Genomic DNA, 14035 nt, shown 5'->3' on the forward strand with positions numbered 1-14035 from the left:
GTCTAGCGGCGACGACACGCTTCGCAGCGCCCTGCACAGAAAGAACTGATCAGTCTGCGGATGAGAGAGGCCCGGCGGTTTCGCCGGGCTTTCTGCTTCTTGGAAGCGACTTGGCAAATTGCCAGGCCTTTTTCCATTTGGGCGTGATGACCCCATTGGCCGCGCGAATATTGTTGATGAATTGCTGCGTTGCCGCTTCCCAGGAATATTGCATGGCAAGCTCACGCGCCTTGGTGCGCGAGGCGGAGAGAGCGGCCAGGCACGCGGCCTGCAGGTCGGCGTCCAGTGCTCCGACCTCGCTGTCCTCGCCGATGATATCGAGCGGGCCGGTGACCGGGTAGGCGGCGACCGGCACGCCCGATGCCAGGGCTTCGAGAATGGTATTACCAAAGGTATCGGTGAGCGAGGGGAAGACGAAGACATCGGCCTGCGCGTAGATTTTCGCCAGATCCTCGCCGAATTTCACTCCGGTGAAATGGACGTTCGGATAACGCTGCTCCAGCTCGGCGCGCGCCGGACCATCGCCGACGACGACTTTGGAGCCTGGCAGGTCGAGGTCGAGAAATGCCGGAAGGTTCTTTTCCAGCGCCACGCGGCCGACGGTCATGAAAATCGGGCGAGGGAGGCCAAGGGGCTCCGGCTCAAGCGGCATCGGATGGAATTGCGTGGCGTCGATGCCGCGGGTCCAGGGCATCAGGTTCTTGATGCCTCTCGCGGCCAGTTCGCGCGCAAGGCTTGGCGTCGCGACCATGCAGCCGGCGCCGCCATTGTGGAACCAACGCACGAAGGCATAGAGCCAGCTCTCCGGGATCGGCAGGCGGGCAGACACATATTCTGGAAAGCGTGTGTGATAGCTGGTGGAGAAAGGCATGCGCTTGCGCAGGCACCAGCGGCGGGCGGTCAATCCCAGCGGACCTTCGGTGGCAATATGCACATAGGTCGGATTGTGCTTTTCGATCTCTCGCGCGACACGTCGGTAATTGGCAATCGACAGCCGGATTTCCGGATAGGTCGGGCAGGGGATGCTATGGAAACGCTCCGGCGTCACCATCGCAACCTCGACACCCATTTTCGCCAGTTCGCGATTGGTGTTCTCGATCGAGCGAACGACTCCGTTGACCTGCGGATGCCAGGCGTCGGTAACGATTACCAGCCTTTCCGGCAGGTTTCCGGCGGCTGCGGCATGGGCCCAGCTCTCGCCGCTATAAGTGTTTGCCGGACGTTGCAGCATGTCGCGATTTCCATCCGCGTTGCAGTGATCTGTCAACGCTCAACCCCAAAGCGGGGTTCCGGAACGGCGATTCCCGCTTGCCTATTTTGAGGCATGACCATGATGGAAATATTACAGCCGCTTGCCAGTATTTTCAGGCGTTTAGCGGCTCGATCGGCGCGAATATGCCAGCGGCCGACGATGTTTTTCAGGCAGAAAGAATGACGGCGCCGGTCGGAGACCGGCGCCGCTTGGGAGGTTAGGCGGCAGCGGAAGCCGAACCGGCGAGCGGAACTTCCGAGATCGTCTTCAGAACCTGCGAAGCGATCTGGTAGGGGCAGCCCTGCGAGTTCGGGCGGCGATCTTCCAGATAGCCCTTGTAATCGTTCTTGACGAAGGAGTGCGGCACGCGGATAGAAGCGCCACGGTCGGCAACGCCGTAGGAGAACTTGTTCCACGGAGCCGTCTCGTGCTTGCCGGTCAGGCGCTTGTCGTTATCGGGACCATAGACGTTGATGTGATCCATCAGGTTCTTTTCGAACTGCGCCATTAGCGCTTCGAAATAGGCCTTGCCGCCGACTTCGCGCATGTACTTGGTCGAGAAGTTGCAATGCATGCCCGAACCGTTCCAGTCGGTGTCGCCGAGCGGCTTGCAGTGATATTCGATGTCGATGCCGTATTTTTCGGTCAGGCGCTGCAGGAGGTAACGTGCCATCCAGATCTGGTCGGCGGCCTTCTTGGAGCCCTTGCCGAAAATCTGGAATTCCCACTGGCCCTTGGCCACTTCGGCGTTGATGCCTTCGTGATTGATGCCGGCAGCGAGGCAGAGATCGAGATGCTCTTCGACGATTTCGCGGGCGACGTCGCCGACATTCGAATAGCCGACGCCGGTGTAGTAGGGGCCCTGCGGAGCCGGATAACCCTGCTCGGGGAAGCCGAGCGGGCGGCCGTTCTGGTAGAAGAAATATTCCTGCTCAAAGCCGAACCAGGCATCTTCGTCGTCGAGGATGGTGGCGCGGGCGTTGCTCGGGTGCGGCGTGACGCCATCGGGCATCATGACTTCGCACATGACGAGCACGCCGTTGGTGCGGGCCGGGTCAGGATAGATGGCGACGGGCTTCAGCACGCAATCGGAGCTGCGGCCTTCGGCTTGCATCGTCGACGAGCCATCGAAGCCCCAGAGCGGAAGCTGTTCCAGCGTCGGGAATGCGTCGAATTCCTTGATCTGCGTCTTGCCACGCAGGTTCGGTACCGGGGTGTACCCATCGAGCCAAATATACTCGAGCTTATATTTTGTCATCGTGACTCTCTCAATGCGACGAAGGTGAGCAAACCCGGATGATCTGGGCGCGCAAACGCATCCGACCGCCAGGGGATGCACCTAGTGAAGCACGTAGCGTGCCAGTTTGATCGCCGGCGAAAGAAAAATCTTCAATGAGCCGCTCGATCCGCGCTTTTTCTTTCTCGAAAAGAAGCCTGTTTGAACGGTCGAAGGCTGATTCCTCAGGAGGATAAAGAGGTTTTCCGCCTTGGAACCGGATGAAAATTTGGGCGTTTTGCTTGAAATGGTGAAGTGTTGAACAAATAGGCGGAAGCTTCGGGCGCAGACAGCATATGGATCAATCATAGTTACTTCATGCATATATTTTGTGCAATTTGCATAATCTATGTGCATCATGCTATGGTCGCAGTCCTGATATCGATGCGCCGAACGGAATGGAGGCGATCTCATGCCCACCGGTTTCCATCGCGAATCCGCGACGATCTACCAGTTTCCCGTCAAGCCGACCCGGGCCGCAAACCGGTTCGAACGCGCAAGGCTGATGGAGCGCGAGGCGGCTGATGTCTGCGACGCCGCACTCGACAGCTGCTGGTATCATGACGAGGCGGTTCGCGAGACAGATCGGCCGACGAAGTCCTGATTTTTACACCCTTAACCGGGAAGAATGCTGAGAAGGCGGGGAGCGCCCGCGCATGGCATATCTGCGCGGCGGTCACGCGCGGGCTCAGCCACCACTCAACCCGAGTTTTTCTCTTGCAACCAAGGCCCCATGCTCGCTGACGACGCGAGCCGCCACGCCTGCGGCGAAGCGGGCGGCTGCCGGCGCGTCCTGACTCTCAAGATAGCGTGCGAGGAAGGCACCATTGAAACTGTCGCCAGCACTGGTGGTGTCGACGACGTTTTCGACCTTTTCGGCCGGAACGAAGGTCTCCTCACCGGCGAAACTCAAGGTGACGCCGTCGGCGCCGTTCTTGACGACGACATTGATGGCGCCGAGTGCGAGATAGCGCTGGATCGTTGCTTCGATGGAATCGTCGCCGAAATGGGCGGCCTCGTCGTCGAAGCTCGGCATGACGAGCACGGAAGAGCGGGCGCCCTCGCTGATCGTCGCGTGCATGACATCGTAGCTCGACCACAGACGGGGACGGATGTTCGGGTCGAACACCACGAGCTTGCCGGCTGCCTTGGCGCGGCGGACCTCCGCGAGCAGCGTCGCGGCATCCTCCTGCGGCAGGATGGCAAGGGTGATGCCGGAGAAATAGACGAGATCGGCGCTCTCCACCGCCTCGCGCAAATGATCTGGATCGGCAGCCAGGCTGCGGGCGGCCGAACTGTCGCGCCAATAGCTGAAGGAGCGTTCGCCGTTCTTCAGGTTGATCATGTAGAGGCCCGGCGTCCTGCCCTTGATGCGGCGGATGAGGTTCGTGCCGATACCCGCTCCGGCGATAAAGGCAGCCATCTCGTCCGACATGGCGTCGTCACCGAGCGCCGTGAAATAATCGACCGACCAATCGGGACCGAGGCAAGCGCGAGCATACCAGGCGGTGTTGAAGGTATCGCCGGCAAAGCCCTTGCGCAGCAGACCGTCGCCGGCCTGCGAGAGCTCCACCATGCATTCACCGATCGACAGAAACCGTCTTCCGTTCACCTTGCCCTCCCGGCATCGGAGCGCCGCTGATGCAACAGCCGCTCTATCGCTTTGAATAAACGCTTCATGCGCTGATACGCGGAGCCGGGCGGAGTGACAAGGGTCGATATTGCGAGCGCCATTGCGACCAGAAACGGAAAGCCGCCTTCGCAGGCTAAGCGAAGGCGGCGCCGGCGAAGGGTGTCTATTCGTGAATGGTGTAACTGCCGAGCGCGCAAAGGTCCTGCGTGTCTTCGGTGGTGTCGAGGTTCGAGTCTTCGTCGAATTCGAAGCGCATGTCGTATTTGCAGACGGTGCGGCCGTCGGCGATGGTGATGTTCACAGTCTCGCCCGGATTGAGGACATCCTCGCCAAAGACGTCTTCTTCCCAGTTGTTGACGCCGGTCGGCGAGCTGTAGAAGCGCGTCAGGACGGAATTGGTCCCGTTGGTGAGCTGGAATTTCAGATCTTCGGCATACGACGATACGGCGGAGGTGGCGATGATCGCGGCTGCAAGCGCGATCAATCCGGATAGTTTCGATTTCATATATGCGTTCCCCAGGCCCATGATCAGGCGGAGGCAGGGATAGCATATCCGCATCTAATTCTTTGTTATCGGAGACTATGGATTCCGAAGTAAGTGTGTTTTGGCCGTTTCGCGGCGAAGGGGATGTGAGAAGTCTTTGGAAAAGGCGGGCCGCTTCATAGGGCCCGCGTTCCATTCACGGCCTGTCCATATGATAGCAGGCCGCCTTCTGGCCGGGACGAACCTCCTCGGTCGGCGGCATTTCGGTGCGGCAGATGTCGGTTGCCTTCCAGCAGCGGGGAGAGAAGACGCAGCCTTTCGGCGGGTTGAGCGGCGAGGGCGGATCGCCCTGGAGGCGGATGCGGGTGCGCAGGCGCGCGAGCTTCGGATCCGGGATCGGCGCGGCGGAAAAGAGCGCCTGTGTATAGGGATGGGCCGGATGATCGAAGACGGTGGCGCAGTCGCCTGATTCCACTACCCGACCGAGGTAGAGCACCAGCACATCGTCGGAGATCAGGCGCACGACCGAGAGGTCGTGGCTGATGAAGATCAGCGTCAGCCCGAATTCTTTGCGCAACTTGCGCAGAAGCGTGATGACCTGGCCCTGGATCGAAACGTCGAGAGCCGAAACGGGCTCGTCGCAGACGATGAGCTTCGGTTTGGTGATGATCGCACGCGCAATGCCGATGCGTTGCGCCTGGCCGCCGGAGAATTCGTGCGGATAGCGGTTGATCATCTCCGGCACCAGGCCGACGGCGCCCATGATGTCGCGCACCCGCTGGGTACGCTCGGACTTCGAAAGTTTCGGTTCGAAGACAGTGAGCGGCTCGGCGATGATGTCTCCAACCGTCATGCGCGGGTCGAGCGAGGCGATCGGATCCTGGAAGATGATCTGCATGTCGCGGCGCGCGGCGCGCATTTCCTCCTCCGACAGGTCGAGAAGATTGCGGCCTTGCCAGAGAATGCGGCCCCTCTGCGATTTCAAAAGCCGCAGGATGGAGCGGCCGAGTGTGGATTTGCCACAGCCGGATTCGCCGACGACGCCGAGCGTGCGGCCTTCGGCGAGGTCGAAGCTGACATTATTGACGGCGGTAAGGAAGACCGGCGGCTTGAAGAGGCCTTTCGCCGGCAGTTCGAACTGGGTGGTGAGGTTTTCGACTCTCAGCAGCGATCGCTCAGCCATGGTTCAGCAACTCCTCACGACGCGGGAACGGGTGGTAGCAGGCCGCACAGTGGCGCGGCGCCAGGGTTTCGAGCGGCGGCGGGCGGTCGATGCAATCGTCCTGAACCTGCGAACAGCGTGGCGAGAAATTGCAGCCCTTTGGCAGGTGCTGCAGGTTCGGCGGGCGCCCCGGAATGACGACGAGGTGGTCGACATCCTGGTCCGGCCGCGGGATCGAGGCGTGCAGGGCCGCCGTATAGGGATGGGCGGGACTATCGAAGAGTTCGTCGACAGGCGCCTCCTCGACAATGCGGCCGGCATACATGACGGCGACGCGGTCGGCGAGGCCGGCGACGACGCCGAGATCGTGGGTGATCATGATGAGCGCTGTGTTCATCTCCGCCGTCAGATCGTTGAAGAGATCGAGGATCTGCGCCTGGATCGTAACGTCGAGCGCCGTCGTCGGCTCGTCGGCAATCAGGAGCTTCGGCTTGGTGAGCAGCGCCATGGCGATGACGATGCGCTGACGCATGCCGCCTGACAGTTCGTGCGGATAAAGGTGGAAGCGCCGCGTTGGGTCGGGGATGCCGACGCGTTTCAGCATGTCGAGGGCAGCGTCCGATGCGGCGCGCGCCGTCAGGCCGCGGTGAACCTCGAGCTGTTCCGTCAGCTGCCGGGAAATCTTCAGCGACGGGTTCAGCGCCGTCATCGGGTCCTGAAAGACCATGGCCATGTCCTTGCCGCGGATCTGGTCGAGCTCGCGCGGTCTCAGCGACAGCACGTCCTTGCCTTCGAGCAGCGCCTGTCCTGTCGTCTTGCCGTTCTTGGCGATGAGGCCCATGATGCCGAGGAAGGTCTGGCTCTTGCCGGAGCCGGACTCGCCGACGATGGCGATGCGCTCGCCGCGCCGCACGGTGAGGTTCATGTTGGAGACCGCCTTCACCTCGCCGTCGGGCGTCGCGAAGGTGATCGAGTAGTCCTTGAGTTCGAGCAGGATGTCATTTTCTTGGAGCATTCTATCGATCCTTCGGGTCGAACGCGTCGCGCAGGCCGTCGCCGATGAAAAGCAGGCTGAGCAGCAGCATCACGAGGAAACTTGCCGGGAAAATCAGCAGCCAGGGCATGCTTTCCATGGCGTCGGTTCCCTCGGCAATAAGCGTGCCGAGTGAAGTCAGCGGTTCCTGCACGCCGAAGCCGAGATAGGAAAGGAAGCTTTCCGTGGCGATGATTTCAGGCACCGTCAGCGCCGCGAAGATGACCACCGGCCCGACGAGGTTCGGGATGATGTGCTTGACGATGATCTTGAACGGCCGCTGCCCGGAGGCCCGCGCCGCCTCAATGAACTCGCGATGCTTGATCGACAGCGTCTGGCCGCGCACGATACGGGCCATAGTCAGCCATTCCAGCGCGCCGATCGCGGCAAAGAGCAGGTAGACGTTGCGGCCGAAGATCACCATCAGCAGGATGACGAAGAGGATGTAGGGAAGCGCGTACATGATGTCGACGAAGCGCATCATGATCGCATCCAGCCTGCCGCCGATATAACCTGAGATCGCGCCATAAAGCACGCCGATGACGACCGAGACGACGGTCGCCGTCAGCGCGACGGCAAGCGAGACGCGGGTGCCGTAGAGCACACGGGCGAGAAGGTCGCGGCCGTTCGGGTCGGTGCCGAAATAATGGCCCGTCTCGATCGAGGGCGGGATGCGGAAGGCCGCCCAATCCGGATCCTCGTAGTTGAAGGGAATGAACCAGGGGCCGAGGAAGGCGGCGAGGATCAGGAGCCCGAGGACGGCGATCGACAGCACGGCGGCCTTGTTGCGCGCCAGGCGACGCAACGCATCCTTGGTCAGCGAACGGCCTTCGGGTGCGAGACCCTCCGCTTGCAGAAGCTCCTGGGCGAGCAGCTCGCGCTTCGCGGGATTGAGGATCATCGGTTTCTCACTTTCGGATCGAGCCACGCATAGGCGATATCGACGAGAAGGTTCAGGAACACGATCAGCACCATGTAGAAGATGACCGTACCGAGAACCATTCCATAGTCGCGGTTCAACGCCGCATTGACGAAGTAGCGGCCGATGCCGGGCAATCCGAAGATGCTCTCGACAACCAGCGAGCCGGTGAGAAGGTAGCTTGCCGCCGGTCCGAGATAGGAGACGACAGGCATCAATGCAGGCTTCAGCGCGTGGCGCATCACCGTCAGCCGCGGGCCGATGCCCTTGGCCTTGGCGGTGCGGATGAAGTTCTGGTTCATCACCTCGATCATCGAGCCGCGGGTGATGCGCGAGATGCGCCCGGCATGCGGCAGGGCCAGAACGATGATCGGCAACACGAGGAATTTGAGCGAGCCGTCACCCCAGCCGCCGACCGGAAACCAGGCGAGGTGGATGCCGAAGATCAATTGAAGGATCGGCGCGATGAGGAAGTTCGGCAGCACGACGCCGATCAAGATGAGGCTGCCGAGAATGTAGTCCGGCGTCTTGTTCTGGTAGAGCGCCCCGAGACAGCCGACGGTCACGCCGACGAGGATGGCGAGCAGGAAAGCGGCCGTGCCGATCGTGAAAGTATAGGGCAGACCGATCATGATCTGCTGAGCGACGCTGAAATCCTCACTGGAGAAGGAGGGCCCGAGATCGCCCTTGAGCAGATCTCCGACGTAGAGCAGGTATTGCTGGATCAGCGGCTTGTCGAGATTGTAGTGGGCCGCGAGGTTCTTGAGGATGACCGGCGGCAATGGCCTTTCGCCATCGAAAGGGCCGCCGGGGGCAAGGCGCAGGACGAAAAACGAGGCTGTCACGGCGATCCACATAACGGGGATCGTCGACAGCAGGCGACGGAGAGCGTATTTGATCATGGTCGTGGGCCGGTCCTTCCCGCGCGGGGCGGGAAGGACCGTTTTCCCTTACTCTTTCATCGACAGCCAGCGCGTGCGGTGGATGTCCTGGATGTTGTCGACGAAGCCTTCGACCTTCGGTGAGACGACGTTCTTCGAGACATAATAATAGATCGGCAGGGCGGCGGATTCATCAAGCGCCAGCTGCTCGGCCTTCTTGAAGATTTCGGCGCGCTTCTTCAGATCGGTTTCCGCGTTGCCGTCCTTGATCAGCTTGTCGTAATCGGGATTGGACCAGCGGCCGTAATTCATCTGGACGCCTGTTACCAGCAGGTTCAGGAAGTTGTCCGGATCATTATAATCGGCAAGCCAGCCGGCACGGCCGATTTCGACCTGGCCACGCTGCATCTGGTCGTAATGCACCTTGGTTTCGGCATTGACGAGTTCGACGTCGACGCCAAGCGGCTTCCACATGGATGCGATCGCAACGGCGATGCGCTTGTGGTTGTCGTTGGTGTTGTAGCTGAGAACGGCGTGAAGCGGCTTGTCCGGGCCGAAGCCGGCCTCAGTGAGCAGCTTCTTGGCTTCGGCGACCTTGTCCTTATACGGCAGGTCCTTCCAGCTGACATAGGCCGGCTCGCCGTAATTGGCGGTGCCCGGCGGAACCCAGGAATAGGCTGGCAGCTCGCCGGTGCCGAGGATCTGCGGGCCGATGACCTCACGGTTGATCGCCATCGACAGTGCCTGGCGGACGCGCTTGTCGCTGAAGGGCGGCTTCTGCGAGTTGACGACATAATAATAGAGGCCGGAGAAGGGAGCGACATGCGCCTGGCCCGGCAGGTTCTTCTTCATCCACTCGTACTGGTCGGTCGGGAAGTCGGTGAGGATGTCGAATTCGCCGGCACGGTAACGTTTCAGTGCGGCTTCCTGATCCTCGAGCACGAAGAACTTGGCGCCGTCGATCTTCAGGTCCTTGGCCCCGTACCACTGGTCGTTCTTGACTGTTGTGACGTGCGAGCCGGGAACCCATTCGACTGGCTTATAGGGGCCGTTGGTGACGATGTTGCCGATCTTGACCCAATCCTGGTCCTTCGCCTCGACGACATGCTTCGGCAGCGGATAGGCGGTGTAGTGCATCAGCGCATTGAGGAAATAGGGGGTCGGATTTTCGAGGGTGATCTCAAGCGTCTTGTCGTCGATCGCCTTGACGCCAAGCTGGCTGAGATCGGTGATCTCGCCCTTGTTGATCTTTTCGGCGTTCTTGATGGTGAACTGCAGATAGGCATAATCGGCGGCGTTCTTCGGGTCGACGAGGCGCTGGAAGGCGAAGACGAAGTCTCCTGCCGTTACCGGCTGGCCATCGGACCACTTGATGCCGTCGCGAAGCTTGAACGTGTAGACCTTGCCATCAGGCGAGATGGTCCAGCTTTCGGCCTGGCCGGGGACTGGATTGTCCTTGGCATCCTCGGTGACGAGGCCTTCGAAAATGTCGCCGGCGATGCGGTTCTCCCAGTCGCCGGAAAGTTTCTGCGGATCGAGCGACTGCGGATCGCCGCCATTGTGGATGTTGAGCGTCGCCGCGTGCGCCGAAAACGCCAGCAATGTGCCAAGCATCGCGGAGGCGAGAAATTTTTTCGTGAACTGGTTCATCGTGGGTCCACCTTTCTAGGCTTTGCGCCTTTATTAGACATCTGTTCCCGATTTTCGACCTCTTACGTGCAGGTCAGTGCGCACCTTATCGCAAAGGCTTTGCGTTGCAACCCCAAATCCGGGGGCTGGATTGAGGTTGTGGACAAGCCCATATGCGTCTCCCTCTTGTTGGATCGCGACGAAACGTCGCGGCGGTCGCGGTTCCGTTCATAACGGCTTCACGTGGTTGTCTTTTGTTTCGTCCGCTTTAGTGTGTCGAGCGCAAACGAGGCAGGAGATGTAGCCGATGGCATTGCAGGCAGGCGGGAATGCGGGCTGGTGGCGCGGAGCGGTGATCTATCAGGTCTACCCGCGCTCGTTTCAGGACACGAACAGCGATGGGCTCGGCGATCTCAAAGGCATCACCCGCCGGCTGCCGCATATCGCCAGCCTCGGCGTCGATGCGATCTGGCTTTCACCCTTCTTCAAGTCTCCCATGGCCGACATGGGTTACGACGTGTCCGATTATTGCGACGTCGACCCGATCTTCGGCACGCTCGCCGATTTCGACGAGATGATGGCCGAGGCGCACAGGCTCGGCATCAAAGTCATCATCGACCAGGTGATCTCGCACACCTCCGACCGACATCCCTGGTTTGTCGAGAGCCGGGCGAGCCGGAGCAATGCGAAGGCGGACTGGTATGTCTGGGCCGACCCGAAGCCGGACGGGACGGCGCCGAACAACTGGCTGTCGATCTTCGGCGGGCCGGGCTGGGAATGGGACGGCGTGCGCCGGCAATATTACCAGCACAATTTCCTGACGTCGCAGCCCGACCTCAATTTCCACAACGCAGAAGTGCAGGAGGCGGTGCTGGAGACGGTGAAGTTCTGGCTCGATCGCGGCGTCGACGGCTTCCGGCTGGACACGGTCAACTATTATTTCTGCGACAAGCAACTCAGAAGCAATCCGCCGCACGAGCCCGATACCAATGATGGGGGCCTCGATGCGCCCGACACCAATCCCTATGGCATGCAGAACCACCTCTACGACAAGACGCAGCCGGAAAACATTGGCTTCCTCAAGCGCTTCCGCGCACTGCTCGACCGCTATGAGGATCGCACGACCGTCGGCGAAGTCGGCGACGGTGCACGCTCGCTGAAGACGGTGGCCGCCTATACGAGCGGCGATGACAAGCTGCACATGTGCTACACGTTCGATCTGCTGGGACCGGATTTCACCGCCGCACATATCCGCGGCTGCGTCGAAGCCTTCCAGAAGGTGGTGACCGACGGCTGGGTCTGCTGGGCATTCTCCAATCACGACGTCATGCGCCATGTCAGCCGGTTCGCGCTGACCGAAGAGGAGCGGCCCGTCATCGCCAAGCTCGCGATCTCCGTACTTGCGGCGCTGCGCGGTTCGATCTGCCTTTACCAGGGCGAGGAGCTCGGACTGCCGGAAGCGGAGCTTGCCTTCGAGGATCTGCGCGATCCCTACGGCATCCGCTTCTGGCCGGCCTTCAAGGGCCGCGACGGATGCCGCACGCCGATGCCTTGGGAAGCCAGCAAGGCGCATGCAGGCTTCACCTCGGCTGAAAAGAGCTGGCTGCCGGTGCCTTACGAGCAGGCTGCGCTTTCCGTGGATACGCAGGAGGACAGCAACAGCTCGGTGCTGCACCACTACCGCAGGACGCTCGCCTTCCGGAGGAGCCAGCCGGCGCTTGTTGACGGCGAGATGACCTTCATCGGCACCAACCAGGACCTGCTCGCCTTCACCCGCGAAAAGGGTGAAGAGAAACTGCTGTTCGTTTTCAACCTGACGCGCAAACCGGCGGAATTCCGCCTGCCTGACGGCATGGTGTTCGGAGAGCCGTTGACCATGCCGGGGTACGAGGCTGTGGACGGAGCCGGAACGGTCACGCTTGCAGCGCTGGACGGGTTCTGCGCGCGGGTTGGTGGCCTCTCGAAGCTGCTCGGGACGGTGCCCGTTGCGAAACCTGTTGAGAGTGAATGGCCGGAAGCCTGGCAGTAAGCACTCCAACCCTGGCGCTACTTACCCGATCAGCGCGAATTTGTCCACATCGACCATGCCGCGGTCGGAAATCTTCAGATGCGGGATGACGGGCAGCGGCAGGAAGGCCAACTGGAGGAATGGCTCTTCCAGCGTGGCGCCGAGTGCCAAGGCGGCCTTGCGCAGATGGTGCAGCGTGTCGCGCACCTTCTCGTAGGGTTCCAGACTCATCAGGCCGGCGACGGGCAGGGCGATTTCGCCGGTTATCTTGCCGTCCTCGACCACGACGAAACCACCCTTGATCTCGCCGAGGCGGTTTGCGGCGCGAGCCATGTCGTCCTCATTGACCCCGACGACGCAGATATTGTGGCTGTCATGGCCGACGGTGGAGGCGATCGCACCCTTCTTCAGGCCGAAGCCTTGGACGAAGCCGTTGGCATGGTTGCCGTTCTTGCCGTGGCGCTCGATGACGGCGACCTTGATGATGTCGTTGGTTAGATCGACCGTCGTCTCGTTGCCCTTGGCCGGCAGGCGGTAGCGGCGATGCTCGGTGATGATCTTGCCCGGCATGACGCCGATGACCGATGTTTCGCCCTCGGCGACCGGCACACCGAAATGGGCGGCATTGACCGGCCGGGCCTTGACGCTGTCGAGGCCGATCGGGGCGACCGGTCTGCGCGTGGCAAAAAGCGCGTCGGTCACGCGGCGGCCGGCGGAAAAAACCATCTCTGCACGGCAGCTTTCCAGGCTGTCGAGAACCACGAGATCGGCGCGCCAGCCGGGCGCCACCAGGCCGCGGTCTCTAAGGCCGAAGGCGCGAGCGGCCGAGATCGAGGCGGCGCGGTAGATCGCCAAGGGCTCGACGCCGTTGGCGATCGCCGTGCGGATCATATGATCGAGATGGCCCTGTTCGGCAATATCGAGTGGATTGCGGTCGTCGGTGCAGAGCGCGAGGTAGGGGGAAAGCCGCTCGGTGATGATCGGGATCAGCGCGGCGAGGTCCTTGGACACCGAGCCCTCGCGCACCAGGATATGCATGCCCTTGCGGATCTTTTCCAGCGCCTCGGTGGCGCTCGTGCACTCATGCTCGGTGCGGATGCCGGCCGAGAGATAACCGTTGAGATCCTTGCCGGACAGAAGCGGCGCATGACCGTCGATATGACCGCCCTGGAAGGCGTCAAGCTTGGCCATGCAGATGGGATCCTTGTGGATCACGCCGGGGAAATTCATGAACTCGGCAAGGCCGATCACCTTGGGATGGTCGCGGAAGGGCAGCAGGCTTTCGATCGGCAAGTCAGCGCCCGCAGTTTCGAGATGCGTTGCCGGCACGCACGAGGAGAGCTGGACGCGGATGTCCATGATCGTCTCCAGCGACGATTCGAGGAAGAATTCGATGCCCTCGGTGCCGAGCACATTGGCAATCTCGTGCGGATCGCAGATAGCGGTCGTGACGCCATAGGGCAGGACGCAGCGGTCGAATTCATGCGGCGTGACCAGCGAGGATTCGATGTGCAGATGCGTGTCGATGAAGCCGGGAACGACGGTTCTGCCCGAGATGTCGATCTCGGTCTCGCCCGCATAGTCGCCCGCGGTGCCGACGATGCGGTCGGCGCCGATGGCGATGTCGGAGCGGACGATTTCGCCGGTGACGAGATCGAAGAAGCTGCCGCCCTTCAGCACGATGTCGGCGGGGATACGGCCCACACCCTGGTCGATGAGACGTTCGAGTCTGTTGGTCATGGCACCGCTCACATTGCA

13 protein-coding genes are annotated in these 14035 nt (G+C 61.3%); 2 read left to right on the forward strand and 11 right to left on the reverse strand.

What is annotated here, in order from left to right:
* Positions 1–49: 49 nt before the first annotated feature.
* The 3 genes from J7U39_RS03350 to J7U39_RS03360 all read right to left on the reverse strand — a co-directional run bounded on the left by J7U39_RS03350 (position 50) and on the right by J7U39_RS03360 (position 2837).
* A complete protein-coding gene (locus J7U39_RS03350) occupies positions 50–1231 on the reverse strand; it encodes a glycosyltransferase family 1 protein (RefSeq protein ID WP_210630389.1) in 1182 nt (393 codons plus the stop codon).
* 238 nt (positions 1232–1469) lie between these two features.
* Positions 1470–2510 carry a glutamine synthetase beta-grasp domain-containing protein gene (locus J7U39_RS03355; RefSeq protein WP_064804195.1) on the reverse strand — a complete coding sequence of 347 codons (1041 nt, stop codon included), beginning with the start codon at positions 2508–2510 and terminating at the stop codon, positions 1470–1472.
* An 81-nt stretch (positions 2511–2591) separates the two neighbouring features.
* On the reverse strand, positions 2592–2837 hold the full coding sequence (locus J7U39_RS03360; protein WP_210630391.1) for a hypothetical protein: 246 nt from the start codon (positions 2835–2837) through the stop codon (positions 2592–2594).
* 103 nt (positions 2838–2940) lie between these two features.
* Between J7U39_RS03360 and gstI the strand changes: the two genes are divergently transcribed.
* Entirely contained in the window at positions 2941–3132 is a 192-nt protein-coding gene (gene gstI / locus J7U39_RS03365; protein WP_064804193.1) for a glutamine synthetase translation inhibitor GstI, read from the forward strand.
* A gap of 84 nt (positions 3133–3216) precedes the next feature.
* Here the strand turns inward: gstI and J7U39_RS03370 are convergent, their stop codons facing one another.
* The 7 genes from J7U39_RS03370 to J7U39_RS03400 all read right to left on the reverse strand — a co-directional run bounded on the left by J7U39_RS03370 (position 3217) and on the right by J7U39_RS03400 (position 10290).
* The gene (locus J7U39_RS03370; RefSeq protein ID WP_210630393.1) at positions 3217–4140 is read right to left on the reverse strand and encodes a sugar kinase; all 924 of its coding nucleotides are present in this window, start codon (positions 4138–4140) and stop codon (positions 3217–3219) included.
* Positions 4141–4324: 184 nt separating this feature from the next.
* On the reverse strand, positions 4325–4666 hold the full coding sequence (locus J7U39_RS03375; RefSeq protein WP_210630395.1) for a hypothetical protein: 342 nt from the start codon (positions 4664–4666) through the stop codon (positions 4325–4327).
* A gap of 175 nt (positions 4667–4841) precedes the next feature.
* Positions 4842–5828 carry an oligopeptide/dipeptide ABC transporter ATP-binding protein gene (locus J7U39_RS03380; RefSeq protein WP_210630396.1) on the reverse strand — a complete coding sequence of 329 codons (987 nt, stop codon included), beginning with the start codon at positions 5826–5828 and terminating at the stop codon, positions 4842–4844.
* Entirely contained in the window at positions 5821–6822 is a 1002-nt protein-coding gene (locus J7U39_RS03385) for an ABC transporter ATP-binding protein (protein WP_210630398.1), read from the reverse strand. The genes J7U39_RS03380 and J7U39_RS03385 overlap by 8 nt, the downstream gene beginning before the upstream one ends.
* Before the next feature lies 1 nt (position 6823).
* Positions 6824–7741 (reverse strand): ABC transporter permease subunit, encoded by a 918-nt coding sequence (locus J7U39_RS03390; RefSeq protein ID WP_210630399.1) that lies wholly within the window; start codon positions 7739–7741, stop codon positions 6824–6826.
* Positions 7738–8661, reverse strand: coding sequence for an ABC transporter permease subunit (locus J7U39_RS03395; protein WP_210630401.1), 924 nt, complete (start codon positions 8659–8661; stop codon positions 7738–7740). The genes J7U39_RS03390 and J7U39_RS03395 overlap by 4 nt, the downstream gene beginning before the upstream one ends.
* A gap of 48 nt (positions 8662–8709) precedes the next feature.
* Positions 8710–10290 carry a peptide ABC transporter substrate-binding protein gene (locus J7U39_RS03400; RefSeq protein WP_210630403.1) on the reverse strand — a complete coding sequence of 527 codons (1581 nt, stop codon included), beginning with the start codon at positions 10288–10290 and terminating at the stop codon, positions 8710–8712.
* Between the two features lie 286 nt (positions 10291–10576).
* Here J7U39_RS03400 and J7U39_RS03405 point away from each other — a divergent pair, with 286 nt between their 5' ends.
* On the forward strand, positions 10577–12298 hold the full coding sequence (locus J7U39_RS03405; protein WP_210630405.1) for an alpha-glucosidase family protein: 1722 nt from the start codon (positions 10577–10579) through the stop codon (positions 12296–12298).
* Positions 12299–12319: 21 nt separating this feature from the next.
* Here J7U39_RS03405 and ade read toward each other — a convergent pair whose 3' ends face one another.
* On the reverse strand, positions 12320–14017 hold the full coding sequence (gene ade, locus J7U39_RS03410; RefSeq protein ID WP_210630406.1) for an adenine deaminase: 1698 nt from the start codon (positions 14015–14017) through the stop codon (positions 12320–12322).
* Between the last annotated feature and the right edge of the window lie 18 nt (positions 14018–14035).

It is taken from the genome of Rhizobium sp. NLR16a, assembly GCF_017948245.1.
In the GTDB taxonomy this organism is placed as follows: Bacteria; Pseudomonadota; Alphaproteobacteria; order Rhizobiales; family Rhizobiaceae; genus Rhizobium.